Here is a 25,499-nt window from a genome sequence, read left to right as displayed (position 1 = left end):
AAGGATGCGGGATGACCTCACTGTCAAGCAAGAGAATTTATTGATTAAGATGTTGCGGTTTATCGCGCCCGGAACGCCGCTGCGGGAAGGGTTGGAGAACGTTCTGCGGGCGAAGACTGGCGCATTGATTGTCGTCGGCAATACGCCGGAGGTCCTGCAGCTGGTGGACGGAGGCTTTCAAATTAATTCCGAGTTCACCCCTGCGAGTTTGTACGAACTGGCGAAGATGGACGGGGCCATCATTCTCAGTGAAGATGGAAAGCGTATCCTGTACGCCAATGCCCAGCTGAACCCTGACCCGTCGATTCCTTCTTCGGAAACGGGCACGAGGCATCGCACGGCGGAAAGGGTCGCCAAACAAACCGGGCAGCTTGTGGTCAGCATTTCTCAGCGCCGGGGTGTCATTACCTTGTACCAAGCCAATCTGCGCTATGCTTTGAAAGACCTGGGAGTGATTCTGACCAAGGCGAATCAGGCGATCCAGACATTGGAGAAATATAAAACGGTTTTGGATCAAGCCCTCACGAATCTGAGCGCCTTAGAATTCGAAGAGCTCGTGACGTTGCAAGAAGTGGCCCAGGTGATCCAGCGAATTGAAATGGTGTTGCGGATCAAGGCAGAAATCCGCCGTTATATCGTCGAGTTGGGGACGGAGGGGCGGCTGATCTCCATGCAACTGGAGGAGTTGGTCTCCCGGGTGGATGAGGAAGCGTACCTTCTTGTAAAGGATTATTGCCGTGAAGGGGTGGACGTCACTCCCCACCACATTCTGACCAATCTGCACGAACTGAGTGCCGAAGAATTGTTGGATCCCGGTGCCATCGTCCGGGTACTCGGGTATCCGGGTGGCGTGAATGTGGCGGAAGAGACGGTGTATCCCCGAGGCTATCGGGTACTGAATAAGATTCCTCGGCTGCCCCAGCCGGTTGTGGAAAACTTAGTAAAGCAGTTTCACGGTCTGTCTGGTGTTATGGGGGCGACGATTGAGCAATTAGACGATGTCGAGGGAATCGGGGAGGTGCGGGCTCGGGCCATCCGGGAGGGGCTGAAACGGGTCCGGGAGTTGGTGCTGATCGATCGACATATGTGACGATGCCGGCCGGAGTACGGCCGGAAATTTTTTCGTCGCGTCCCGGGGTCGGACATTGACGAATTGTGTCGGCGCGTGATATTATGTAAATTTAAAAATTGACACAAACAGTCAGATGTGATATGCTGGAGGCGTATCCCGTTGAATTCTAAACCCAGAGGTGCATGCACTTGTTTAATGTTGGGGACCGCGTGGTCTATCCGATGCACGGAGCGGGTGTGATCGAGTCGATTGAAGAACGCGAAGTGTTGGGGAAGACGGGACGGTACTACATTATGCGGATGCCGGTGGGAGACATCAAGGTGATGGTCCCCATTGAACAAACCGGGGCTGTGGGGTTGCGGGAGGTCGTCGACGCCGAAGGTGTTCACAAGATCCTCGAGATTTTGTTCGATGAGGGGATCCAGGAGACGGCTGCCTGGAATCGCCGCTACCGAGACAATATGGACAAGATCAAAAGTGGCGATGCGTTTGCCATCGCCGATGTCGTCAGGCAGTTGGCTTGGCTGGACCGCCACAAAGGCCTGTCCACGGGGGAGAAGCGGATGTATGAGATGGCCCGGCAGATCCTGCTGAGTGAATTGAGGCTGGCGGCTCCAAAGGAAGATGCGGATCGACTGGAGGAACTCACGGCTCGGCTGGGTGGGAACCGGAGAACCGGATGCTGAAAGGTCGGCGACAAAACCAGAGGGCGAAGGTTGGTGTGCCGCGGCACTGTCTATAATGGATACGTAGGAGGTGACTTCATGATCAAGCGCATCGTCCAACTGTTTTTTATCGTCATCGGCCTTGTGCTCGGGTATGCGTTGATCCCAGTGCTCTTTGAAACAGTGGGAATCAGCCGACCTCCTTTCGACAACCCATACTTTGGAGCGGTTCTTGGGGGCAGCATATTTGCGATCGTAACCGGGTGGCTCGTGGGGTACATGATGAGCTTGATCCGCTGGGTAGAGGACCGATTTCAGAGGATGCCGTTGCCCGACATGATTGCCGGCATCGTGGGATTAATCGTCGGTTTGATCGTGGCCTATCTTTTAACGCCGACAATGGTCCGGATCCCGATCGTCGGATCGGTGGTTCAGATATTCATGAGCGTTTTGTTTGGATACTTGGGATTTCGGGTGAGCTACGCCAAGCGCGAAGAGCTGAAATCTTTTCTGCCGGGAAAGATCGGCAGTAAAGAGAAGAAAACTGGGTCCCGCCCGGGAGAGCACAAGATTCTCGACACCAGTGTGATCATTGACGGACGGATCGCGGATATCGTGGGCACGGGATTTTTGGATGGGGTTCTGGTGATTCCGTCTTTCGTCCTGGAGGAACTCCAGCATATTGCCGACTCCTCGGATGTGTTGAAGCGCAACCGCGGGCGCCGAGGGTTAGACATTCTGAACCGGATTCAGAAAGAAGCCACCGTCAAAGTTCAGATTGTCGAAACCGATTTTGAGGACGTTCAGGAAGTGGACAGTAAACTCGTCCGCCTGGCGAAAAAGATGCAGGGTAAGGTTGTGACGAACGATTTTAACCTGAATAAGGTCTGTGAATTGCAGGGCGTTCCGGTGTTGAACATCAACGATTTGGCCAACGCCGTCAAACCTGTCGTTCTGCCTGGCGAGGAGATTGTCGTCCAGGTGATCAAGGATGGCAAGGAGCACGGTCAGGGAGTTGGGTATCTGGACGACGGCACGATGATTGTCGTCGAAGGAGGCCGGGACTACATCGGAACCCATGTGGACGTGCTGGTGACCAGTGTTCTCCAGACGTCTGCGGGTCGCATGATTTTCGCGAAACCGAAGTTATTGGAAAAGGCACTTTGAGCCCGGAGGCGCAGTTTGTTGAGGCAAGCGTCGGGCCGAACAAGATCTGCAGATCAGACAAAGCGGGGGAAAACCCCGCTTTGCGTCGTCATATGCCTTTCTCCAAAAGAGCTTCAGCCAGTGTGAGGTCCTCAGGGGTCGTGATTTTGAAGTTAAAAGGGGAACCCGTTACAATGTGGACGGGGATGCCAAGCTTTTCGACCAGGGATGCGTCGTCCGTTGCCGACCAATGTTCGGCCCGGGCTCGCTCGTGGGCCAGACGGAGGAGATCACTGGCAAAAGCTTGCGGGGTTTGGGATAGCCACAGTTTTTCCCTGGGAAGGGTTCGCTCGGCCCGCCCGTTTTCCACCCATTTCACGGTGTCTTTGACCGGGGCCGCAAGGATGGCGGCAGGATGATCGTGAAGCGCGGCGAGAAGCCTGCGGACGTCGTCCTGTTGGACCAAGGGACGAGCTCCGTCGTGAACGAGGAGATGGGAACTGTCTCCGGCTGCGAGGATGCCCTGGTAGACGGACTCCTGGCGTTCCGGGCCCCCGGCGGTGATCCGCGTTGGCACCGGGATATGGGCCCGTTCCACAAGATGGCTAGTGCGGACAATGTCCTCGGCGGCAGTAACCACGACGATGTCCCGGATGGCGGGAACTTGGGAGATCCGCTCGACGGCGTGGAGGAAAATCGGTTTCTGCCCGAGAAGCAAAAACTGTTTCTTTTCGGCGGCGCCCATGCGGCGGCCTCGGCCCGCCGCAACGATGATGGCGGTGACATTCATCGATTCGAAAACCTCATCTGATCAGTCATATCGTCATTATATCACGGGGAGAGGAGAGCGTGGGCGGTGAGGATTGGCATCGGGGTGGATGTCCACCCATTTCAGAACGTGCCTGGCCATTTGCGGCTGGGTGGGATCGCGATTCCTTTCGAGAAAACCCTGGCGGGCCATTCGGATGCAGACGTGGTGTTGCACGCGGTCATCGATGCGGTCTTGGGGGCCCTTGCCGAAGGGGATATCGGAGGCCACTTCCCGGACAATGATCCGACCTATCGGGGGGCGGACAGCGGGGATCTCTGTCGTCGGGTATGGGGAATCGCCCGGGAGCGCGGCTACCGACTGGGGAACGTCGACGTCGTGATTCTCGCCGAGCGTCCCCGGATCGCTCCCCATGTCCCGGCGATGCGGGGGAGATTGGCGGAGTTGCTCCAGGCGGACATTAGCCAGGTTAGCATTAAGGCGACGACCACCGAAAAAATGGGATTTATTGGCCGGGAGGAAGGACTGGGCGCGCAAGCGGTGGTTCTGTTGCTCCCAAGGTGATATAATGCTGACAGATTGTCGGGGAATCAGGCCCGGCGAGGAGGGACCCATTGGCGTGCGCATTCGGGTGCGGTACGCGCCCAGTCCCACCGGCCATCTGCACATCGGTGGGGCGAGGACGGCGTTGTTCAATTGGTTGTTCGCCCGCCAAAGCGGTGGGCAGATGGTGTTGCGCATCGAAGATACCGACCGTTCCCGGGAGGTTGCCGGGGCGGAGGGAAAGATGGTCGATGCGCTGCGCTGGTTGGGGTTGGACTGGGATGAAGGGCCGGATATCGGCGGAAAGTTTGGCCCGTACCGGTCCATGGAGAGGCTGGATTTGTACCGTTCACTGGTCAATCGCCTTCTCGAAGACGAACGGGCGTATCCGTGTTACTGTACGCCCGAAGAGTTGGAGGCGGAACGGGAGGAGATGCGACGCCGCGGGGTGATGCCGCGGTACTCGGGGCGATGCCGTCACCTGACGGCTGCCGAGAGACGGCGCTTCGCTGCGGAAGGCCGACCGTTCACCGTGAGGTTTCGAGTTCCCGAAGGGCAAACGGTCTCTTTTGACGATCTAGTACATGGCACCGTAAGCTTCGAAACCAATGGCATCGGCGACTTTGTCATCGTGAAATCTGACGGGATTCCGACCTATAATTTCGCCGTTGCGGTGGATGACCACTTGATGCAGATCTCCCATGTGATTCGAGGGGAGGAACACCTCTCCAACACGGCAATCCAGCTTCTGGTGTATGATGCCCTTGGGTTTGCGCCTCCCCGGTTTGCCCATGTTCCCTTGATTCTGAATGAATCGGGAAAGAAGTTGAGCAAGCGGGACGAATCCGTGGTTCAGTTTGTCGAGCAGTACCGGGATCTGGGATATGTTCCGGAGGCGGTGGTGAACTACCTGGCTCTTCTTGGCTGGTCTCCGGTTGGTGAGCGGGAGTTCTTGTCCTTGGAAGAGCTGGTTCAGGAGTTTTCTCTCGATCGGGTTGGCAAGAGCGGGGCGGTGTTTGATCCCGTGAAGATGCGTTGGCTCAATGCCCACTACATGCGCGGGCGGTCTGATGAGGAGCTCCTGAAGTTGTGTCTCCCGCATCTTGTTGCGGCGGGGCTTCTCGCGGACCCACCGAGCGCCGAAGACCTGGAGTGGGCGGGGCGGGCCGTGGGACTGTACCGAGACCAGTTAGAATACGCCGCACAGCTGCCGGAGTTGGTGGGCTGGCTGAAGTCTCTCCCCGATCCGGATCCAGAGGGAGAGAGGATTTTAGAAGATCCCTCGGCCCGGAGGGCGGCCGATGCTTTTTATCAAGAGGTATCGGCCCTGAGCGAATGGACTCCAGACGGGATTCATGCGGCGTTCAAGCGGGTCCAGAAAACCACCGGTTTACGCGGGCGCCAGTTATTCATGCCGATTCGGGTGGCGGTGACCGGCCGAACCCACGGGCCGGAGCTACCGAAGGTGCTGGACCTGTTGGGGCGTGAGGTCGTGTTGGGGCGGCTACGGGAGTATGCGGGCCGTTCCCGGACGGTGCCCCGGGAGAATTGATTGCTAATCCCTGGATCCGCAGGGACAAAACCGAAGATGGCAAACCCGTCGGGCGGGAGGAGTACCGTAGGGAACCGCACAGAGAGGGCCGCACCCCAAGCCGGGGGCTGAGAGTGGCCTGCGGGACTCCCTGTGGGAATGCGCCCGCCCCTGTGGGGCGAGAGGAACGGCGGCGTCTGGCCGCCCAGTAATGCTCGCCGGATAGCCTCTCCGTGATCGGAGGCCCGAGAGGAAAGAAGGACCTCTTCTTTCAAACAGAGTGGAACCGCGGGAACACCGTCTCTGATGAGATGGTGTTTTTTGCTATACACCGCACCTTGTCAGGATTCCGGAGACATGGACACCGACCGGCTGGGAGCCGGAGGAGTGAGAGGAGGCGTGAAGAGTGTTTCGAAGGTTGCGCGAAGATATCCAGTGCATCATGGACCGGGATCCTGCGGCGCGCAGCGTGGTGGAGGTGTTGTTGACCTATTCGGGCCTTCACGCGCTTTGGTTTTATCGCGTTGCCCACTGGTTGTACTTGCGCCGGAGATTCACGTTGGCGCGGATGGTTTCCCAGTTTGCGAGATTTCTCACGGGAATCGAGATTCATCCCGGTGCAAAAATCGGACGGGGGGTGTTCATTGATCACGGTAGTGGGGTGGTGATTGGGGAAACTGCAGAGATCGGGGATAATGTTACTATCTATCAGGGTGTGACTTTGGGCGGGACCGGGAAAGAAAAGGGCAAGCGCCATCCGACAGTCGGCAACAATGTCCTCATCTCCACTGGGGCGAAAATTCTGGGCGCCATCACCATCGGAGACAACAGTAAAATCGGGGCGGGCTCGGTGGTTCTGAAGGACGTGCCGCCGAATTCCACCGTTGTGGGGATCCCGGGGCGGGTGGTCATCCTGGACGGACGTCGGGTGAACGACATGGACCACGCCAATCTGCCGGATCCGGTGGCCGACTTATTGCGCTCGATGCAGCAACAGATTAACGAATTGCGGCGTGAGATCATGGAACTCAAGGGGGAAGTCGTGGATGCCGATCCGCGTGTTCAATACATTAACAAAACGAAAGGAAGTGTTTGAACCCCAGGAACCCGGTGTGGTCAAAATGTACTGCTGCGGTCCGACGGTGTACGATCATTTTCATATCGGCAACGCCAGGGCTTTTGTGGTTTTCGATTTGGTTCGGCGATATCTCAGGTATCGGGGCTATCGCGTGACGTATGTACAGAATTTCACAGACGTTGATGACAAGATCATCCGGAGGGCGGCGGAAGAACACATGGCCGTCCAAGACCTGGCTGAAAAATACATCCAGGCATATTTTGAAGACGCCGCCGCTTTAGGCATTGAGCCGGCCGATGTGCAACCGCGGGTGACGCTGCATATGGCCGAAATCATCGATATGATCCAGTCTTTGCTAGACAAAGGATTTGCCTATCGAATCCACGAGGATGTGTACTTCGACACGAACCGGGATCCGGATTATGGAAAATTGTCCGGCCAAGACCCCGCGGCTTTGATGGCCGGGGCCCGGGTAGAGGTTGACGAGCGGAAACGCCATCCTTTGGATTTTGCGCTGTGGAAAGGGAGCAAGCCCGGGGAGGTGGCCTGGGACAGCCCCTGGGGGAAGGGACGACCGGGCTGGCATATCGAGTGTTCGGCCATGAGCCGGACGTATCTCGGAGATACCTTGGACATTCACGCAGGCGGCCAGGACTTGATTTTTCCCCACCACGAAAACGAGATTGCGCAGTCGGAATGCGTCACCGGGCGTCCTTTCGCACGCTATTGGATGCACAATGGATATCTTCAATGGAACCAGGTCAAGATGTCCAAATCCCTTGGCAACGTGGTGACCGTCCGGGAGCTCCGCAAGCGGGTGCGGCCTGAGGCGATCCGATTGTACCTGTTGTCGGCCCATTATCGTCATCCGTTAAATTTCTCCTTGGAGTTGTTGGAGCAAGCCGACCGGGGTCTCGAGCGGATCGAGTCATCGCTTCGGGATTTGGGAGATTGGTTGGGGCCGGACTCGTCTTTAACGGGGGTGGGCACTGAAGGATCGGGGCACGTACCTGGGCTTGAGGTCGATGAGGTGCGGAGAATTCACGAAAAATGGACGGAGGCCATGGACGACGATTTTAATACGGCTGAAGCGTTGGGAGCGCTGTATGAAGGTGTGGGACTGGCAAACCGGGCGATTCGCGAGCAGGATGTCACCCGGGCGAAGGCCTGGCAGGGTTGGCTTTCCTATCACGCCCGATTCATGGGTTTGATCGCTGATGGGCAGAAAGAATCAGAAACAGAACGTGAGAAGATCGAAGCTCTGATTGCCCAGCGGGCCGAAGCGCGCAAAAAACGGGATTGGGCCGCTGCCGATCGCATCCGAGACCAGTTATCGGAGATGGGCATTGTATTGGAAGACACCCCCTATGGGGTGCGGTGGCGGCGGAGGGGATCGTGACATGAAAGGGCGAGAGAAAGGGGCGGCCCGCAATGCGGGCGGGTTCCGTCGGCAGGTGCGGGGTGAATCCCAAAGTCGGAGAGTGATCGGAAGGCAGCCTGTTTTGGAGTTGCTTCGGGCGGGGCGGCCGGTGAATCGGCTGTTTATTGCCGAGGGGGCGGAAGGTGGAAGTATGGCGGAGATCACAGCCAGGGCCAAGGAAGCGGGGATCGTGATCACCCGGGTGCCCAGGAACCGGTTGGACGAATGGGCGAGCGGTATGAACCACCAAGGCGTGATGGCGGACGTGGCTCCCTTCGCATATGCTGACCTGGACGAGTGTTTGCGTGCTGCGGAGTTGCACCAACGGCCCGGTCTGTTTGTGCTCCTGGACGGGATCGAAGATCCGCATAACCTCGGTTCAATCCTTCGTACCGCGGAGGCTTGTGCGGTGGACGGGGTGGTGGTTCCGAAGCGGCGGGCCGCCGCAGTGAACGAGACGGTGGTAAAGGCTTCCGCAGGTGCGGCGGAGTTCGTTCCGGTGATCCGGGTGGGCAATCTCGGCCAAACCATTTTGACGTTGAAAAGGTCGGGGTATCGGGTAATAGGGGCCGATACCGAGGGTGACTGCGACTTTACCGATGCGGATTATCGGGGTCCAACGGCCTTGGTCATCGGCGGAGAGGGGAAGGGGTTGGGTCGGCTGGTACGGGAACGGTGTGATGAAGTGGTGCATATTCCCATGGCGGGACGGGTTAATTCTTTGAATGCCGGGGTGGCGGCCGGGGTGCTCCTGTATGAGGCGATTCGGCAACGGTCCGCACCTTGATGGTGGGTGTGGACTATGGAAGAGGTCGTTATTGTCGATGGGTACAACGTCATCGGGGCGTCCCCGGAGCTGGCGGCTTTGAAGGCGGAAAGCATGGAGGAGGCCCGGGCGAGATTACTCCAGTGGTTGGGGGAGTATGGAGCGTACACCGGGAGGACGGTGATCGCCGTGTTCGACGGGCGATGCGCCCCGGAGCGCCGCGGACCGGACCGCGTGAATGGCATCGAGGTGTATTTTACGAATGACGATCAAACGGCGGATCAATGGATTGAGCGAGTGGTTCGGGAGAGGGTGGGAAACCGGAATGCGCGGATCTTTGTCGTGACATCGGATGAATTGGAACAATCCCTCTCTTTCGGATGGGGCGGGTTGCGCATTTCCTCCAGGGAATTCCTCGACGAATTGTTCAAAATACGCGCAGACATCTCCCATCGGGTGCGGACCCAGGAATCGGGGAGGGCGCCTATGAGAGAGCGCGTTCGGGACGACATTGCGAAAATATTCGAACGTTGGCGCAGATCCTAGCCTTTTCTTTCATTGACCGTACTAGACTCCCTCCGGTATAATAGAAGAACCTCAGCTTCAACCTTGGTCGGAGGGATGTGCATTGGCCCACCAATTCGAAGCGGTGTTGTCAAAAGGCCTTCAGTTCCAATCACTCTCCGATGAGGATTTAGTCGATCGAGTTCGGGACGGGGACGAAGAGGCCCTGGAGTACCTGATTCATCGCTACAAGAACTTTGTGCGTGCCAAGGCGCGCTCGTATTTTCTGATCGGTGCGGACCGGGAGGACATCGTACAAGAGGGAATGATCGGCCTGTATAAGTCGATCCGGGATTTTCGCAACGATAAGCTGGTTTCATTCCGCGCCTTCGCCGAATTGTGTATCACACGTCAGATCATTACGGCCATAAAAACGGCCACCCGCCAGAAACACATTCCGCTCAACTCCTACATTTCGTTGGACAAGCCCATTTACGATGAGGAATCTGATCGAACGCTACTGGATGTGCTGTGTGGCACGCGAGTGGCTGACCCCGAAGAATTGATCATCAATCAAGAAGAATTTGACGACATTGAAGTAAAGATGGGGGAAATCCTCAGCGATCTGGAACAACAAGTGCTTATGCTGTACCTGGACGGACGGTCGTACCAGGAGATTGCGGTGGACCTCAAACGCCACGTGAAATCCATCGATAATGCCCTTCAGCGAGTCAAGCGCAAACTGGAGCGGTATCTCGAGGTGCGCAACGTGGGAAGCAGTGCTTCCTGATGCACCGGGGAATTCCGGTCGGAGTGGAGCCGGGCGGAGTGGCTCGTGTGGTAGCACCGGGACCGGGCGTCCGGGGAAAGCGCCAGCAGGGTTGACACCAAAGTCTGGCTGTGATAGTGTAGTTGGGGTATCCGGCTGGATCATCGGGCCATTTCCTGGAGGTGTCACGGTTGCGCGTCAATATCATCCTTGCGTGTACGGAATGTAAACATCGCAATTACGTATCGCGCAAGAACAAGAAGAACAATCCGGACCGGCTCGAGCGCAGGAAGTTCTGCCGCTGGTGCAATCAGCATACCCTGCACCGGGAGACTCGGTAGTCCGGCGGCGAGGGGAACTATGGGATTTGTAGAAGCGGTGCGCAATGGCTCGTCCCGGGTTGTGGGGTATTTTCGGGACGTGATCGGCGAACTCAAACGGGTGCGCTGGCCGAATCGGAAGGAACTGGTTAGCTATACCATTGTCGTGATCACCACGGTGATCGTCATTGCCGTTCTGATCTATCTTTTCGATCTTCTTTTCTCCTTGTTCCTCAACGCCATTGGCCTGGGGACGAGGTAGGACTACAACCGCAGGGGAGGGTGGGCGTTATACGCCCGGGATTCCGATGGAACAACTGGAAAAGCGGTGGTATGTCGTTCACACCTATTCCGGGTTCGAGAACAAAGTGAAAACGAACTTGGAAAAGCGCGTCCTGTCCATGAACATGGAGGATAAGATTTTTCGCGTTTTGGTGCCGACCGAGGAAGAGATCGAAACGAAGAACGGCAAGAAACGGGCGGTCATGAAGAAAGTGTTTCCCGGCTACGTGCTCGTGGAGATGATCATGACGGATGACTCGTGGTATGTGGTGAGAAACACCCCCGGAGTCACCGGGTTTGTGGGTTCCACAGGAGCCGGCTCCAAACCGATTCCTCTTCACCCCGCCGAGGTTCGGGCGATCTTGAAACAGATGGGAATGGATGAACCGAAGGAACGGGTTGATCTTCACGTCCGGGATGCGGTCAGGGTAGTGGAGGGGCCTTTTGCTGACTTCGTCGGGAGCATCGAGGAGGTGTATCCTGAGAAGCAAAAGGTTCGGGTGCTTGTCTCCATGTTCGGACGGGACACGCCGTTGGAGTTGGAGTTTTCACAGGTGGAAAAGATTTAGTGGTGTGAGGACGCTTTGGCAAAGATCCTCCGTCGGGTGAAGGAGGTGAAAGTCGTTGGCGAAAAAGATCATCAAAGTGGTCAAACTGCAGATTCCAGCCGGAAAGGCGACACCTGCGCCGCCTGTGGGTCCTGCTCTTGGACAGGCGGGTGTGAATATCATGGGCTTTTGCAAAGAGTTCAACGCCCGCACAGCGGACCAAGCGGGAATGATTATTCCCGTGGTCATCAGCGTGTTTGAAGATCGGTCCTTCACGTTCGAAACCAAGACTCCGCCGGCATCCGATTTGTTGAAGAAGGCGGCCGGTGTCGAACGCGGGTCCGGAGAGCCGAATAAAAAGAAAGTGGCTGTTGTCAAGCGGGCCAAGGTGCGCGAGATTGCAGAGATGAAGATGCAGGATCTCAACGCGGCCTCGGTGGAGGCCGCGATGCGCATGATCGAGGGCACGGCCCGAAGCATGGGCATTACCGTCGAAGATTGACGGGTTATCGTGGGAGGTTCGCGCCGAAGGGACCACGAAGGAGGTAGACACATGGCCCATACGGGAAAACGGTATGAGGAAGCGGTAAAGTCTGTCGACCGGGATCGCCTCTATGATCCCGAAGAGGCATTGGCCTTGGTGAAACAACTGGCGAAAGCCAAGTTCGATGAAACAGTGGAGGTCGCGGTGCGCCTGGGCGTCGATCCGAAGAAAGCGGATCAGCAGGTTCGGGGCGCGGTGGTGTTACCCCACGGTACGGGGAAAACGGTTCGTGTGCTGGTGTTCGCCAAAGGTGAGAAAGCGAAAGAAGCCGAGGCCGCCGGTGCGGACATCGTCGGGGATGATGAACTGATTGCCCGTATCCAACAGGGATGGCTTGATTTTGATGTGGCGGTGGCGACTCCGGATATGATGGGGGCGGTGGGCCGTCTGGGCCGTATCCTCGGACCGAAGGGGATGATGCCCAATCCGAAGACGGGTACGGTGACCTTCGACGTTGAACGGGCAGTCCAGGAGATCAAGGCCGGGAAGATTGAGTACCGCGTGGACAAGGCGGGGAATATTCATGCGCCGATTGGAAAAGTTTCCTTTGAGACGGCGCACCTCGTCGAGAATTTCCACGCGCTGATGGATGCCTTACAGAAGGCAAAGCCCTCGGCGGCCAAAGGGCAATACATCCGTAGCGTGGCCGTCAGTTCGACGATGGGCCCTGGGGTGAGGGTCAATCCGACCAAGGCGGTGGCTGTTGTATCCTGAGGCTAGATGAAAAACCACATACCGCTGCGCCGTAGACAGCAGGGGTGCAGAAGGCACTTAATCATCCTGCCGAGGCTGAATCATGTGGAACGGGCATCCGAAAGGAAGTCCCGGGAATGCCATGTGTCGCCTCCGTCTGCGGAGGCTTTTTTCATGCCTTGGCGGCGAGGCGGTGTGGGAAGCGAGGAGGTGCGGGCAGTGGCCGTACGGCCGGAGAAAGTCCAGGCGGTTGAGGAGATTACTGCGAAATTGCGGGATGCTCGGGCGGCGATCATCACCGATTATCGGGGGTTGAATGTCGCCGAGATGACAGAGCTGCGCAAGCGGTTGCGGGAAGCGGGCGTGGAGTTTAAAGTCGTGAAGAATACGTTGACCCGCCGAGCCACCGCAGCTGTTCAAGTTCAGGATTTGGATCAGCATTTGACGGGTCCTACGGCCATCGCCTTCGGTTTTGACGATGTGGTCGTGCCTGCGAAGATTCTCAGCGAGTTTGCCAAAGATCACAAGGCTTTGGAGATCAAGGGCGGACTTATCGAGGGGAAAGCGGTGGATGCCGCAGGGGTGGATGCCTTGGCAAAACTGCCTCCCCGGGAGGGTCTGTTGTCGATGCTGCTGAGCGTCATGCAGGCGCCGATGCGCAATTTGGCGTATGCTGTGAAGCAGATCGCTGAGCAGAAAGAAACGGGTGGAGCTGCGGCTTCCGAGGCCTGATAACCAGGAATTCAGGAGGGGGATTGGAATGACGAAAGAGGACATTATCGCGGCGATCAAGGGCATGTCCGTGCTCGAGCTGAATGATTTGGTCAAAGCGATCGAGGAGGAGTTCGGCGTGACCGCGGCGGCCCCGGTGGCTGTGATGGGCGGAGCGGCCGGGGGTGCGGCGGAGGCCGTGGAAGAGCAGACCGAATTCGATGTGATCCTCACCGCACCCGGGGGCTCGAAGATCAATGTGATCAAAGTGGTGCGGGAGATCACTGGACTGGGTCTCAAAGAGGCGAAAGAGCTGGTGGACAATGCGCCGAAGCCAGTGAAGGAGAAGGTTTCGAAGGAAGAGGCCGAGACCGTCAAGAAGAAACTGGAAGATGCAGGCGCGTCCGTCGAGATCAAGTAACAAAGGGTTTCGAGCATATCCTGCCCGGGTCAGCACTCTTCGGGCAGGATTTTGCTTTTAGAATGGTTGGCGAGGGGATGGGCGTGGCGGATCAGTATTTTGTCTCACAGCCTGGGGCGCCTTCCGAGCGCCGGGCTGTGGCCCTGCGAGTGCGGGGCTTGGATGTGATGCTGATGACTGATACGGGGGTATTTTCCCGTCATCGAGTGGATTATGGAACCCGGCTACTCATTGAATCGATGGACGTGCCCGAGCGTGGCCAGGTTCTGGATTTGGGCTGCGGCTACGGACCCATTGGGATTGCCGCGGCCTTGCTTCAACCCGGGGTCCAAGTCACCATGGTGGACATCAACGAACGGGCGGTGGAGTTGGCCAAGGAAAACGCCCGGCGACTCCGGCTCGGGCGGGTTGAGGTGTACGTCAGTGACGGATTCGCGGTCCTCGGGGATCGGCGGTTTGACCGCGTGTATTGCAATCCTCCCATCCGAGCCGGCAAAGAGCAGGTGTACCGACTGTTGTCGGAAGCCGCCGGCCACCTGGCCGACAAAGGTCAGGTGTGGGTGGTCGTCCAGAAGAAGCAAGGGGCGGATAGCTTGAAGCGGGAATTGGCTCGGCATTTTCGGGAGGTTTCGGACGTGGCCCGCAGCGGCGGGTTTCACGTGTATCGGTGTATGGAACCCGTGAATCTGCCCCAATCGCCCGAATCGAGCTCTTGACCCCGTTGTTGGTCTGTGATATCTTTATACAATGCGGACTAAGATGTACTGTGTTGTTTGCGCATATTTGCGTCAGGAATTGGAAATCCCTATAGCATAATAGCAGCAGTGTGGCGGGACGACAGATGGGCTGACTCACCTGTGAATACGACCCATTTTTTGTTTATGGGGCAATCTGAGGTCGACAAGGGGCAGCCATCCACGACAAGGTGTGAGGGGTGACAGCATTGCGCGGGCAGCTCGTCGACTATGGTCGTCGCAAACGGTGGTCCTTCGCGCGGATTCATGAGGTTCTCCCATTGCCGAATCTCATTGAGATTCAACAGAATTCTTACCGATGGTTCCTCGAAGAAGGACTCCGGGAGATGTTTCAAGACATTTCACCGATCACCGATTTCACGGGGAACTTGGTGTTGGAGTTTGTAGACTACACCCTGGGAGAACCAAAGTATTCGGTCGAAGAGTCCAAGGAACGAGATGTAACCTATGCGGCGCCCCTGCGCGTCAAAGTTCGGCTGATCAATCGGGAGACCGGCGAGGTCAAAGAACAAGAAGTGTTCATGGGGGATTTTCCTCTCATGACCGAGACCGGAACGTTCATCATCAATGGTGCTGAACGGGTGATTGTCAGCCAGCTGGTGCGTTCGCCCAGCGTGTATTTTAACGCCAAGGCGGATAAGAATGGAAAACGCACCTATGGGGCTACGGTCATTCCCAATCGAGGCGCTTGGTTGGAGCTCGAGACTGACACGAAGGACGTGATCTACGCTCGAATCGATCGCACGAGGAAGATCCCGGTGACAGTGCTCCTGAGAGCGCTGGGTTTCTCCACTGATGCCGACATTCTACATCTTTTCGGAGAAGATGAGTACTTGCGCAACACCCTGGAAAAGGATAACACCGACAGCGTGGAGAAGGCGCTGCTGGAGATTTACGACCGGCTCCGGCCTGGCGAGCCGCCGACTTTGGAGAATGCCCGGGCGCTGTTGACGTCCCGGTTTTTCGATCCGAAACGGTACGACTTGGCGAATGTCGGCCGATACAAGATCAATAAAAAGCTTCATCTGAAGAATCGCCTGTTAAATCAGCGTCTGGCCGAGGATCTGGTGGACCCCCGAACCGGGGAAGTTGTGGCTGAAGCGGGGCGGGTTCTGGACCGGCGCTTGCTGGACAAAGTGGTTCCGGCCCTGGAGGCCGGCATGAATATGAAGGAGTATCGCAAATCCTCCGGGGTGGTGGAGGACGATGTGATTCGCCTTCAAGAGGTACGGATATTCAGCCCGCTTGTAGAAGGCCAGGTCATCAAGGTCATTGGCAATGGCATGGTGGATAAGTCGGTGAAATACATCGTGCCGGCCGATATCATTGCATCGGTCAACTATTTTCTCAACCTTCTTCACGGGGTGGGAGATATTGACGATATCGACCACTTGGGGAATCGTCGTCTTCGGTCGGTGGGGGAACTGCTGCAAAACCAGTTCCGGATTGGCCTGTCCCGTATGGAGCGAGTGGTCCGGGAGCGTATGTCCATCCAGGATGCCAACGCCATCACGCCCCAAGCGCTCATCAACATCCGGCCGGTGATTGCTGCCATCAAGGAGTTTTTCGGTTCCAGCCAGTTATCCCAATTTATGGACCAAACCAATCCACTGGCGGAATTGACACATAAACGCCGTTTATCAGCTCTGGGGCCTGGGGGCTTGACCCGAGAACGGGCGGGGTTTGAAGTACGGGACGTTCACCATTCTCACTATGGGCGGATGTGTCCGATTGAAACGCCCGAAGGGCCGAACATTGGCTTGATCAATTCCCTCTCCTCCTACGCCCGGATTAACGAATACGGGTTTATCGAAACGCCGTACCGCCGGGTGGACCCGGAAACGGGTGTGGTAACCGATGAGATCCATTACCTGACGGCGGACGAGGAGGACAATTATGTGATTGCCCAGGCCAATGCGGAACTGGACGAAGATGGAAGGTTCGCCCAAGAACAGGTCATCGCCCGATACAAAGAAGAGATCGGCATGTTTCCCCGGTCCAGAATCGATTACATGGACGTGTCTCCTAAACAGGTGGTTTCCGTGGCCACGGCGTTGATTCCATTCTTGGAAAATGATGACGCCAACCGCGCGTTGATGGGATCGAACATGCAGCGACAGGCAGTGCCCTTGCTTGTCACCGAATCTCCTTTTGTAGGTACAGGAATGGAGTATAAGGCGGCCAAGGATTCCGGGGTATGCACCGTTGCGAAACGGGCCGGTGTGGTGGAGCGGGTGACCGCTGATGAGATTTGGATCCGGGTGCAGGAGGAAGTCGATGGCCAAGTCGTGTCCGGAGACCTGGACAAATATAAACTGCTGAAGTTTCGGCGTTCCAATCAGGGGACCTGTATCAATCAGCGCCCGATTGTCCGCAAAGGCGAGAAGGTGCAAGCCGGCGACATCATCGCCGACGGCCCGGCGACTGACCAAGGAGAGCTCGCCCTTGGCAGGAACGTGCTGGTGGCCTTTATGACCTGGGAGGGGTACAACTACGAGGATGCCATCCTTCTCAGCGAGAAGTTGGTCAAGGAGGATGTCTACACGTCGATTCATATCGAGGAATACGAGGCTGAAGCCCGGGACACCAAGCTGGGACCCGAGGAGATCACCCGGGATATTCCGAATGTCGGGGAAGATGCCCTGCGGCACCTGGATGATCGGGGGATCATCCGGGTTGGGGCGGAGATCTACGCCGGGGATATCCTGGTCGGCAAAGTCACGCCGAAGGGCATGACGGAACTGACCGCCGAAGAGCGGTTGCTTCACGCCATTTTCGGGGAGAAGGCCCGGGAAGTCCGGGACACTTCCCTTCGGGTTCCCCACGGCGGGGCCGGGATTGTCGTAGACGTGAAGGTGTTCACCCGGGAAAACGGGGATGAACTGCCCCCGGGGGTCAACCAGTTGGTCCGGGTGTACATCGCTCAAAAGCGAAAGATTTCCGAAGGGGACAAGATGGCGGGACGTCATGGCAATAAAGGCGTGATCGCCCGAATCCTCCCGGAGGAAGACATGCCCTTCTTGCCGGACGGGACGCCGGTAGAAATCGTCTTGAATCCACTCGGGGTGCCTTCCCGCATGAACATCGGACAGGTACTGGAAACCCATTTGGGCATGGTCGCAAAAGCCACGGGGCTGCGCATGGCCACCCCGGTGTTCGATGGCGCCACAGAGCACGACATTTTTGATGCGTTAGAAGAGGCCGGCCTCGACCGGGATGGGAAGACTGTCCTATATGATGGCCGCACCGGGGAGCCCTTCGACAACCGGGTGACAGTCGGGTACGTCTACATGTTGAAACTTCACCACCTGGTGGATGACAAGATCCACGCCCGATCCACGGGCCCATACTCCTTGGTTACCCAACAGCCTCTGGGGGGCAAGGCGCAGTTTGGCGGCCAGCGATTCGGAGAGATGGAGGTCTGGGCTCTGGAGGCCTATGGAGCGGCTTATACGCTGCAGGAGATTCTCACAGTGAAGTCGGACGACGTCGTGGGGCGCGTCAAGACGTACGAGGCGATCGTCAAAGGCGAGAACGTGCCGGAGCCCGGGGTTCCGGAGTCGTTTAAAGTGTTGATCAAGGAACTGCAAAGCCTTGCGATGGACGTCAAAATCCTCTCCGAAGACGAACAGGAGATCATCATGCGGGAGTCTGACGATGACGAAGAAGATAAACTTCACCTGAATCTCGAAGCCCGCGAAATCGGTGAGGATTGAGGGAGAAGCCCAGGGAAAAGGGAGGAACGCTCCTTGTTGGACGTCAACAACTTCGAGTTCATGAAGATCGGCCTGGCATCGCCGGAAAAGATTCGCTCGTGGTCGCACGGTGAAGTCAAAAAACCCGAGACGATCAATTACCGCACCCTGAAACCGGAAAAAGAGGGTCTCTTTTGCGAGAAGATTTTCGGGCCGACCCGGGATTGGGAGTGCCACTGTGGCAAATACAAACGGGTTCGATACAAAGGGGTGGTTTGCGACCGCTGCGGCGTGGAAGTCACCCGGGCGAAAGTCCGGCGGGAGCGGATGGGACATATCGAGCTGGCGGCGCCGGTTTCGCATATTTGGTATTTCAAGGGGATCCCCAGCCGGATGGGCTTGGTGTTGGATATGTCCCCCAGGGCCCTGGAGGAGGTCATTTATTTCGCCTCCTATGTCGTGACCGATCCTGGAGACACGCCTCTTGAGAAAAAACAACTTCTTTCGGAAAAGGAGTACCGCAGCTACCGGGAGAAATACGGGTATGCCTTTGAGGCGGGGATGGGTGCAGAAGCGATCAAAAAGCTTCTCCAAGAGATCGATTTAGACAAAGAAGCGGAGCAGCTCAAAGAAGAGCTCCGCACCGCCCAAGGTCAGCGCCGGAACCGGGCCATCAAGCGCCTGGAGGTGGTGGAGGCCTTCCGCCAGTCCGGCAATCGCCCGGAGTGGATGATCCTCGACGTGCTGCCGGTCATTCCGCCGGAGTTGCGCCCAATGGTGCAACTGGACGGGGGCAGATTTGCAACGTCCGATTTGAACGATCTGTACCGGCGGGTGATCAACCGGAACAACCGGCTCAAGCGGCTGCTGGACCTGGGGGCTCCAGACATTATCGTTCAAAACGAAAAACGGATGCTTCAGGAAGCGGTGGACGCCCTCATCGACAATGGGCGCCGGGGTCGGCCGGTGACAGGGCCGGGGAATCGACCGCTGAAATCCCTCTCCCATATGCTGAAAGGGAAGCAAGGGAGGTTCCGGCAGAATCTCCTCGGCAAGCGCGTCGATTATTCCGGACGCTCGGTGATCGTAGTGGGCCCAGAGTTGAAGATGTACCAATGCGGTCTTCCCAAGGAGATGGCCCTGGAGCTGTTCAAACCTTTTGTGATGAAAGAACTGGTGAGTCAGGGGCTGGCCCACAACATTAAGAGTGCGAAACGGAAAGTGGAGCGCGTCTCTCCCGAGGTGTGGGATGTGTTGGAGGACGTAATCCGGGAGCATCCCGTCCTGTTGAACCGCGCGCCCACCTTGCATCGCCTGGGCATTCAAGCCTTTGAACCCGTATTGGTGGAGGGGCGGGCCATCAAGCTCCACCCGCTGGTGTGCACCGCGTACAACGCCGACTTTGACGGGGACCAGATGGCTGTCCACGTGCCGCTTTCGGCGGAAGCCCAGGCCGAGGCGAGAATTCTGATGTTGGCGGCCCATAACATTTTAAACCCGAAAGACGGGAAGCCAGTGGTCACGCCAACCCAGGATATGGTTCTGGGAAGTTATTACCTGACCATTGAAAAGGAGGGCGGGAAAGGCGAAGGGCGGATTTTCGCCGATCCCAATGAGGCGATCGCTGCCTATGAGCGGGGCATCGTTGGATTGCACAGCCGCATTGCCCTGCCGGCCGCTTCTCTCAACAAGACGTCATTTACCGCGGCTCAACAGGACGCCCTGTTGATTACGACGGTGGGGAAGCTGATCTTTAATGAGATTTTCCCGGCGGATTTTCCGTACATCAATACCGGGAGTAAGGAAAATCTGCTCAAGGGGACTCCGGATCGCTACTTTATTTTCGAAAAAGGCGCGGATTTGCCGGCCCGAATTCGCGACTTGAATGTGGCCGATTCCCAAGCTGTTGTAAAGGGCTATCTCGGTTCGATCATCGCCGATTGTTTCCGAAGATACGGGACCACGGAGACCGCCGTGATCCTGGACCGCATCAAGAAACTCGGATTTCATTATTCCACCAAGGCGGGTATTACCATCTCCGTGGCGGACATCACCGTTCCCAAGGAGAAGGAAGAGATTCTCGCCGAGGCTGAAAAGAACGTGCAGGTGGTCCAGAATCAGTACCGCCGGGGCTTGATCACCGAGGATGAACGGTACGGACGGGTGATCTCCATCTGGGGGAGGGCGAAAGACGATCTGACCGACGTCTTGATGCGCTCCTTGGATCGCTTTAACCCGATCTATATGATGGCCAACTCCGGTGCACGAGGTAACGTGTCCCAGATCACGCAATTGGCCGGGATGCGCGGGCTGATGGCCAATCCTTCGGGGCGGATCATCGAGTTGCCGATTAAATCGAACTTCCGGGAAGGCCTTACGGTGTTGGAGTATTTTATTTCTACTCACGGAGCGCGGAAAGGTCTCGCGGACACAGCCCTGCGGACGGCAGACTCGGGGTACTTGACCCGGCGCCTGGTGGATGTCGCCCAAGATGTCATCGTTCGAGAGGAAGACTGCGGCACCGACAAGGGGTTTGAAGTGGATGAGATTCGGGATGGTCGGGAAGTTATCGAAGACCTGTTCGATCGGATCAATGGGCGAGTGGCGTTTCAGAATGTCCATCACCCGGAGACCGGCGAGATCATCGTCCATCGCAACGAGTTGATTGATGAAGACAAAGCGCGGGCCATCGTTGAAGCGGGCATCCGGAAGGTCGTCATTCGGACGGTCTTGACCTGCCGCACGAAACATGGGGTGTGTGTGCGGTGTTACGGCCGGAATCTCGCCACGGGCAAGATGGTGGAGATCGGCGAGGCGGTGGGCATCATCGCCGCTCAGTCCATCGGGGAGCCGGGCACCCAGTTGACCATGCGGACGTTCCACACCGGTGGCGTGGCCGGGGACGATATCACGCAAGGTCTACCTCGCGTACAAGAGCTTTTTGAAGCGAGGAATCCCCGGGGCCAGGCGGTGATCACCGAGATTGATGGGACCGTGGCCGACATCCGGGACGGCAAAGACAAACGGGAGATCGAGATCGCGGGCGAAAAGGAAACGAAGGTGTACGCGGTACCCTATGGGTCCCGGATCCGGGTGACCGTGGGTCAAACGGTGGAGGCCGGGGACGAGTTGATCGAAGGGTCCGTCGATCCCAAGGATATGCTCCGGGTCAAAGGACTGAAGGGGGTCCAGAATTACCTTCTCCGGGAAGTCCAGCGCGTCTACCGGCTTCAGGGGGTAGACATCAATGACAAGCATGTCGAGGTTATGATTCGCCAGATGCTGCGCAAGGTTCGAATTGTGGATAGCGGGGATACCGATCTGCTTCCGGGGACTTACGTTGATCTCCGGGATTACGAGGAAGCGAACCGCCAGGCGTTTGCCAGCGGTCTCGAACCGGCGATTGCCCGCCCGGCTCTCCTCGGGATCACCAAGGCTTCTCTGGAGACCGATTCCTTCTTGTCGGCGGCGTCATTCCAAGAGACGACCCGGGTCCTCACCGATGCGGCGATCAAAGGAAAGGTTGACCGGCTGCTTGGGTTGAAGGAAAACGTGATCATCGGGAAGTTGGTCCCAGCGGGGACGGGAATGGCGCGCTACCGGGGCTTGACATTGGAGGAGGAGGCACTGCCGGAGCCGGCGGTGGAAGATGAAGAAAACCCCGGCTGGGAAGAGGGCGTCGAGGCAGAAACCGTCACGGAATAAACGGGATTCACAAGTTGACACCGCTTGACGCCGGGTGCTAATATATCTGAGTGTGTCCACGGCCGGTGTCTGAGGAGGCGGTTGGATGCCTTATGACCGATTAAAGCGCGCCAAACGGATCGTCATCGGCACCAATCAAACTCTCAAAGCTTTACAGGAGAAGAGTCCCGTTGAGGTTTACGTGGCAAAGGACGCCGACCGGCATGTGGTGGCGCGCGTGGTGGCGTTGTGTGAGCAAAAGCAAGTGAGCCTCGTATGGGTCGATTCCATGAAACAACTTGGCAAAGCCTGTGGAATTGACGTGGGTGCGGCCGCCGCGGCGATCATCGAAGAGAACTCGACTTGAAGGTCTCTTCCTGATCATGGGGCGGCGGCCAGGCGGGCCCGGCGGGGCCTTGCTGAGGATCTCCCGCCGGGCGCGGGGCTGACCGATGGATCGTGAATGCGGGAAGGAGGTGTCGGCATGCCGACCATTAATCAATTGGTGCGCCAAGGGCGCAAGATGGTGGAGAAAAAGTCCACTGCACCCGCGTTGTTGAAGGGATACAATACCTTCACAAAGGAGGAGACGGATCTTCCTTCTCCTCAGAAACGCGGCGTATGCACCCGTGTCGGCACGATGACGCCGAAAAAGCCGAATTCGGCGCTGCGAAAGTACGCCCGGGTTCGCTTGACAAACGGGATTGAAGTGACAGCCTATATTCCCGGGGTTGGTCACAACCTTCAAGAACACTCGGTCGTTCTCGTCCGGGGTGGCCGGGTCAAAGATCTCCCGGGTGTGCGGTACCATATCGTGCGGGGAACGTTGGATGCAGCCGGCGTGAAAGATCGGATGCAAGGACGGTCCAAGTACGGTGCGAAACGGCCAAAGCAAAAGTGATGAGCGTATGAAGGCGGGAAGGAGGGATCAATATGCCGAGAAAAGGACCGGTGCCCCAGAGGGATGTCATGCCGGACCCGATATACGATAGCAAGCTCGTAACCCGCCTCATCAATAAAGTCATGATGGACGGCAAAAGGGGTCTGGCGGAACGGATCGTCTACGGCGCCTTTGACCTGGTCCGGGAACGGACGGGCCGGGATCCGCTGGAAGTGTTCGAACAGGCGGTGAAAAACACAATGCCCGTCTTGGAGGTTAAAGCTCGAAGGGTCGGAGGGGCGAACTACCAAGTTCCCGTCGAGGTCCGCCCGGAGCGGCGGGTGACCTTGAGCCTGCGGTGGTTGGTGAATTACGCGCGGGAACGCAACGAAAAGTCGATGCAAGAGCGACTCGCCAATGAGATTCTCGATGCGGCCAACGGGGCTGGTGGCGCGGTGAAGAAAAAGGACGACACCCACCGGATGGCGGAGGCGAACAAAGCTTTTGCACATTACCGATGGTGATTCGGGGTTACCCCATAGCCTTCGGGTGATGTCAAGGGTGATCAGTTTGATAACCGGTGGAGCCGGCGTGAATCTGTAAAGAAAGGGGGACATGGGATGGCCAGGGAATTCCCGCTGGAGAAAACGCGGAACATCGGTATCATGGCCCACATTGACGCGGGAAAAACCACGACCACGGAGCGGATTCTGTTTTACACCGGCCGGGTGCACAAGATCGGTGAGGTCCATGAAGGAGCTGCCACCATGGACTGGATGGTCCAGGAGCAGGAGCGGGGGATCACCATTACGTCCGCGGCTACGACGTGCCAGTGGAAGGGTCACCGCATTAACATTATCGACACGCCCGGACACGTGGACTTTACCGTCGAGGTGGAACGCTCGCTCCGGGTACTCGACGGCGCTGTTGGCGTATTTTGCGCCAAAGGCGGCGTTGAACCCCAGTCTGAGACGGTGTGGCGCCAAGCAGACAAGTACCATGTTCCGCGTATCGCGTATGTGAACAAGATGGACATCATCGGCGCGGATTTCTATCGTGCCGTGAGTCAGATGAAGGAACGGCTGGGAGCCAATGCTGTCCCTATTCAACTCCCCATTGGGGCGGAGGATACCTTTGAAGGGATGATTGACCTCGTCGGCATGCAGGCGTATTACTACCTCGATGATCTCGGTACCCGCAGTGAAGCCCGGGAGATCCCGGCGGAATACAAAGACCGGGCCGAGGAATATCGCCAGAACCTGTTGGAAGCCGTGGCTGAGGTCGATGAAGATGTGATGATGAAATATCTCGAGGGTGAGGAGATCACCGTCGATGAAATCAAAGGTGCTCTGAGGGCGGGAACGATTTCCGGAAAGATCGTTCCGGTACTGTGCGGGTCTTCCTACCGGAACAAAGGGGTTCAGTTGTTGCTGGACGCCATTGTCGACTTCCTGCCATCTCCGGTGGATATTCCGCCGGTTCGTGGCACGGACTCAGAAGGGAACGAAGTGGAGCGCCATTCGGGGGATGACGAACCTTTTTCGGCCTTGGCCTTTAAGATCATGACCGACCCCTATGTTGGCAAATTGGCGTTCTTCCGGGTGTACTCCGGGACCCTAAGTTCCGGGTCCTATGTCCTAAACTCCACAAAGAACAAACGGGAGCGGATCGGGCGCATCGTTCGGATGCACGCGAATCACCGGGAGGACATCGACACGGTGTACGCGGGGGATATCGCGGCCGCCGTTGGCTTGAAGGATACATCTACCGGGGACACTCTTTGCGACGATAAGAATGTCGTGATCCTGGAATCGATGGAATTTCCTGAGCCGGTCATTCGGGTCGCCATTGAGCCGAAAACCAAGGCAGACCAAGATAAGATGGGGCTAGCCCTTCAAAAGCTGGCGGAAGAAGACCCCACCTTCCGGACCTGGACGGACCAGGAGACGGGGCAAACGATTATTGCCGGCATGGGAGAACTCCATTTGGAGATCATCGTCGATCGCCTGCAGCGGGAGTTCAAAGTCGAGGCCAACGTGGGTAAACCCCAGGTGGCTTATAAGGAAACCATCCGGAAGAAAGTCAAGGTGGAAGGCAAGTTCGTCCGTCAATCCGGTGGACGCGGTCAGTACGGCCACGTGTGGCTCGAACTCGAACCTCTTGAGCGCGGCCAGGGCTACGTGTTCGAGAACAAGATTGTCGGCGGCGTGGTCCCCAAGGAATACGTTCCGGCTGTGGATGAAGGGATCCAGGAGGCCATGCAAAACGGCGTGGTCGCGGGGTATCCGCTTATCGATATGAAGGCGACATTGGTGGATGGGTCCTATCACGATGTCGACTCTTCGGAGATGGCCTTCAAGATTGCAGGCTCCATGGCGCTGAAATCAGGCGCTGCCAAGGCAGACCCCTATCTCCTCGAACCGATCATGAAGGTCGAGGTCATTGTGCCGGAGGAGTATATGGGGGATATCATGGGCGACATCAATTCCCGGCGGGGGCGCATCGAAGGGATGGAGACCCGGGCCGGTGCCCAAGTGATTCGTGGTTACGTCCCCTTGGCGGAGATGTTCGGCTACGCGACCAACCTGCGTTCCCGAACTCAAGGCCGGGGCGTTTACAGTATGGAGTTTTACAGCTACGAGGAAGTACCCAAGTCTGTGGCCCAGGAGATCATCGCCAAATCTAAGGGCGAATGAGCTTCAC

General features: G+C 57.3%; 25 protein-coding genes and 1 other annotated feature. Of the genes, 24 read left to right on the top strand and 1 reads right to left on the bottom strand.

All coding sequences use genetic code 11. The annotated features are described in order from the left end of the window. Positions 1-4: 4 nt before the first annotated feature. The 3 genes from disA (at position 5) to K6T64_RS04395 (ending at position 2,904) form a co-directional block, all read left to right on the top strand. Entirely contained in the window at positions 5-1,090 is a 1,086-nt protein-coding gene (gene disA, locus K6T64_RS04405; RefSeq protein WP_100666527.1) for a DNA integrity scanning diadenylate cyclase DisA, read from the top strand. A 170-nt stretch (positions 1,091-1,260) separates the two neighbouring features. Beyond that, a complete protein-coding gene (locus K6T64_RS04400) occupies positions 1,261-1,758 on the top strand; it encodes a CarD family transcriptional regulator (protein WP_100666528.1) in 498 nt (165 codons plus the stop codon). A 78-nt stretch (positions 1,759-1,836) separates the two neighbouring features. Next, positions 1,837-2,904, top strand: coding sequence for a PIN/TRAM domain-containing protein (locus K6T64_RS04395; protein WP_288008707.1), 1,068 nt, complete (start codon positions 1,837-1,839; stop codon positions 2,902-2,904). Between the two features lie 88 nt (positions 2,905-2,992). On the opposite strand, the gene ispD is transcribed toward K6T64_RS04395, so the two are convergent. After that, positions 2,993-3,673 (bottom strand): 2-C-methyl-D-erythritol 4-phosphate cytidylyltransferase, encoded by a 681-nt coding sequence (ispD, locus tag K6T64_RS04390; protein WP_288008706.1) that lies wholly within the window; start codon positions 3,671-3,673, stop codon positions 2,993-2,995. A 66-nt stretch (positions 3,674-3,739) separates the two neighbouring features. Here ispD and ispF point away from each other — a divergent pair, with 66 nt between their 5' ends. The 21 genes from ispF (at position 3,740) to fusA (ending at position 25,492) form a co-directional block, all read left to right on the top strand. Then, positions 3,740-4,216 carry a 2-C-methyl-D-erythritol 2,4-cyclodiphosphate synthase gene (ispF, locus tag K6T64_RS04385; protein WP_170084653.1) on the top strand — a complete coding sequence of 159 codons (477 nt, stop codon included), beginning with the start codon at positions 3,740-3,742 and terminating at the stop codon, positions 4,214-4,216. Between the two features lie 49 nt (positions 4,217-4,265). Continuing rightward, a complete protein-coding gene (gltX, locus tag K6T64_RS04380; RefSeq protein ID WP_288008721.1) occupies positions 4,266-5,747 on the top strand; it encodes a glutamate--tRNA ligase in 1,482 nt (493 codons plus the stop codon). Positions 5,748-6,132: 385 nt separating this feature from the next. Further along, positions 6,133-6,822: a serine O-acetyltransferase gene (gene cysE, locus K6T64_RS04375; RefSeq protein ID WP_100666532.1), complete on the top strand. Its 690-nt coding sequence runs from the start codon at positions 6,133-6,135 to the stop codon at positions 6,820-6,822. Continuing rightward, complete coding sequence (cysS, locus tag K6T64_RS04370; protein ID WP_288008704.1) at positions 6,773-8,203, top strand: cysteine--tRNA ligase; 1,431 nt, start codon at positions 6,773-6,775, stop codon at positions 8,201-8,203. The genes cysE and cysS overlap by 50 nt, the downstream gene beginning before the upstream one ends. A 1-nt stretch (position 8,204) precedes the next feature. Further along, the gene (rlmB, locus tag K6T64_RS04365; protein ID WP_288008702.1) at positions 8,205-9,011 is read left to right on the top strand and encodes a 23S rRNA (guanosine(2251)-2'-O)-methyltransferase RlmB; all 807 of its coding nucleotides are present in this window, start codon (positions 8,205-8,207) and stop codon (positions 9,009-9,011) included. 15 nt (positions 9,012-9,026) lie between these two features. Next, complete coding sequence (locus tag K6T64_RS04360; RefSeq protein ID WP_170084655.1) at positions 9,027-9,536, top strand: NYN domain-containing protein; 510 nt, start codon at positions 9,027-9,029, stop codon at positions 9,534-9,536. Positions 9,537-9,618: 82 nt separating this feature from the next. Beyond that, a complete protein-coding gene (gene sigH, locus K6T64_RS04355; RefSeq protein ID WP_013074206.1) occupies positions 9,619-10,284 on the top strand; it encodes an RNA polymerase sporulation sigma factor SigH in 666 nt (221 codons plus the stop codon). A 170-nt stretch (positions 10,285-10,454) separates the two neighbouring features. Then, positions 10,455-10,604 carry a 50S ribosomal protein L33 gene (gene rpmG / locus K6T64_RS04350; protein WP_013074208.1) on the top strand — a complete coding sequence of 50 codons (150 nt, stop codon included), beginning with the start codon at positions 10,455-10,457 and terminating at the stop codon, positions 10,602-10,604. Positions 10,605-10,623: 19 nt separating this feature from the next. After that, positions 10,624-10,845 carry a preprotein translocase subunit SecE gene (gene secE / locus K6T64_RS04345; RefSeq protein WP_100666537.1) on the top strand — a complete coding sequence of 74 codons (222 nt, stop codon included), beginning with the start codon at positions 10,624-10,626 and terminating at the stop codon, positions 10,843-10,845. A gap of 55 nt (positions 10,846-10,900) precedes the next feature. Beyond that, the gene (nusG, locus tag K6T64_RS04340) at positions 10,901-11,434 is read left to right on the top strand and encodes a transcription termination/antitermination protein NusG (protein ID WP_041304592.1); all 534 of its coding nucleotides are present in this window, start codon (positions 10,901-10,903) and stop codon (positions 11,432-11,434) included. A 55-nt stretch (positions 11,435-11,489) separates the two neighbouring features. Further along, positions 11,490-11,915, top strand: coding sequence for a 50S ribosomal protein L11 (gene rplK, locus K6T64_RS04335; protein WP_170084657.1), 426 nt, complete (start codon positions 11,490-11,492; stop codon positions 11,913-11,915). Positions 11,916-11,966: 51 nt separating this feature from the next. Then, positions 11,967-12,671: a 50S ribosomal protein L1 gene (gene rplA / locus K6T64_RS04330; protein ID WP_100666539.1), complete on the top strand. Its 705-nt coding sequence runs from the start codon at positions 11,967-11,969 to the stop codon at positions 12,669-12,671. Positions 12,672-12,682: 11 nt separating this feature from the next. Continuing rightward, positions 12,683-12,832: a sequence feature (ribosomal protein L10 leader region), on the top strand. Then, positions 12,825-13,382, top strand: a complete 558-nt coding sequence (rplJ, locus tag K6T64_RS04325; RefSeq protein ID WP_013074213.1) for a 50S ribosomal protein L10 — start codon at positions 12,825-12,827, stop codon at positions 13,380-13,382. It overlaps the preceding feature by 8 nt. A 28-nt stretch (positions 13,383-13,410) precedes the next feature. Then, complete coding sequence (gene rplL / locus K6T64_RS04320; RefSeq protein WP_100666540.1) at positions 13,411-13,782, top strand: 50S ribosomal protein L7/L12; 372 nt, start codon at positions 13,411-13,413, stop codon at positions 13,780-13,782. An 83-nt stretch (positions 13,783-13,865) separates the two neighbouring features. Next, entirely contained in the window at positions 13,866-14,498 is a 633-nt protein-coding gene (locus tag K6T64_RS04315; protein WP_288008699.1) for a class I SAM-dependent methyltransferase, read from the top strand. A gap of 227 nt (positions 14,499-14,725) precedes the next feature. Then, positions 14,726-18,253 carry a DNA-directed RNA polymerase subunit beta gene (gene rpoB / locus K6T64_RS04310; protein WP_100666542.1) on the top strand — a complete coding sequence of 1,176 codons (3,528 nt, stop codon included), beginning with the start codon at positions 14,726-14,728 and terminating at the stop codon, positions 18,251-18,253. A gap of 33 nt (positions 18,254-18,286) precedes the next feature. Next, positions 18,287-21,937 (top strand): DNA-directed RNA polymerase subunit beta', encoded by a 3,651-nt coding sequence (rpoC, locus tag K6T64_RS04305; RefSeq protein WP_288008698.1) that lies wholly within the window; start codon positions 18,287-18,289, stop codon positions 21,935-21,937. An 85-nt stretch (positions 21,938-22,022) separates the two neighbouring features. Next, positions 22,023-22,283 carry a 50S ribosomal protein L7ae-like protein gene (locus K6T64_RS04300; protein WP_100666544.1) on the top strand — a complete coding sequence of 87 codons (261 nt, stop codon included), beginning with the start codon at positions 22,023-22,025 and terminating at the stop codon, positions 22,281-22,283. Between the two features lie 117 nt (positions 22,284-22,400). After that, entirely contained in the window at positions 22,401-22,817 is a 417-nt protein-coding gene (gene rpsL, locus K6T64_RS04295; RefSeq protein WP_100666545.1) for a 30S ribosomal protein S12, read from the top strand. A gap of 32 nt (positions 22,818-22,849) precedes the next feature. Continuing rightward, entirely contained in the window at positions 22,850-23,320 is a 471-nt protein-coding gene (gene rpsG, locus K6T64_RS04290) for a 30S ribosomal protein S7 (protein ID WP_100666546.1), read from the top strand. Positions 23,321-23,416: 96 nt separating this feature from the next. After that, positions 23,417-25,492 (top strand): elongation factor G, encoded by a 2,076-nt coding sequence (gene fusA, locus K6T64_RS04285; RefSeq protein WP_288008696.1) that lies wholly within the window; start codon positions 23,417-23,419, stop codon positions 25,490-25,492. Positions 25,493-25,499 lie beyond the last annotated feature (7 nt).

Origin of the sequence: Kyrpidia sp. (assembly GCF_023512215.1) — a bacterium.
GTDB classification, from domain to species: domain Bacteria; phylum Bacillota; class Bacilli; order Kyrpidiales; family Kyrpidiaceae; genus Kyrpidia; species Kyrpidia spormannii.
Note: the sequence above shows the minus strand (reverse complement) of the source record. Positions and strands in the feature narration are given on the sequence as shown.

What these genes read in the sequence shown, in the direction of transcription:
- ispD (WP_288008706.1), bottom strand. Translation starts at nt 3,673, where the DNA reads ATGAATGTCACCGCCATCATCGTTGCGGCGGGCCGAGGCCGCCGCATG.
- K6T64_RS04395 (WP_288008707.1), top strand. Translation starts at nt 1,837, where the DNA reads ATGATCAAGCGCATCGTCCAACTGTTTTTTATCGTCATCGGCCTTGTG.
- cysS (WP_288008704.1), top strand. Translation starts at nt 6,773, where the DNA reads ATGCCGATCCGCGTGTTCAATACATTAACAAAACGAAAGGAAGTGTTT.
- secE (WP_100666537.1), top strand. Translation starts at nt 10,624, where the DNA reads ATGGGATTTGTAGAAGCGGTGCGCAATGGCTCGTCCCGGGTTGTGGGG.
- rplJ (WP_013074213.1), top strand. Translation starts at nt 12,825, where the DNA reads ATGCCTTGGCGGCGAGGCGGTGTGGGAAGCGAGGAGGTGCGGGCAGTG.
- K6T64_RS04300 (WP_100666544.1), top strand. Translation starts at nt 22,023, where the DNA reads ATGCCTTATGACCGATTAAAGCGCGCCAAACGGATCGTCATCGGCACC.
- disA (WP_100666527.1), top strand. Translation starts at nt 5, where the DNA reads ATGCGGGATGACCTCACTGTCAAGCAAGAGAATTTATTGATTAAGATG.
- rplL (WP_100666540.1), top strand. Translation starts at nt 13,411, where the DNA reads ATGACGAAAGAGGACATTATCGCGGCGATCAAGGGCATGTCCGTGCTC.
- rplA (WP_100666539.1), top strand. Translation starts at nt 11,967, where the DNA reads ATGGCCCATACGGGAAAACGGTATGAGGAAGCGGTAAAGTCTGTCGAC.
- rpsG (WP_100666546.1), top strand. Translation starts at nt 22,850, where the DNA reads ATGCCGAGAAAAGGACCGGTGCCCCAGAGGGATGTCATGCCGGACCCG.
- K6T64_RS04360 (WP_170084655.1), top strand. Translation starts at nt 9,027, where the DNA reads ATGGAAGAGGTCGTTATTGTCGATGGGTACAACGTCATCGGGGCGTCC.
- fusA (WP_288008696.1), top strand. Translation starts at nt 23,417, where the DNA reads ATGGCCAGGGAATTCCCGCTGGAGAAAACGCGGAACATCGGTATCATG.
- rpsL (WP_100666545.1), top strand. Translation starts at nt 22,401, where the DNA reads ATGCCGACCATTAATCAATTGGTGCGCCAAGGGCGCAAGATGGTGGAG.
- rlmB (WP_288008702.1), top strand. Translation starts at nt 8,205, where the DNA reads ATGAAAGGGCGAGAGAAAGGGGCGGCCCGCAATGCGGGCGGGTTCCGT.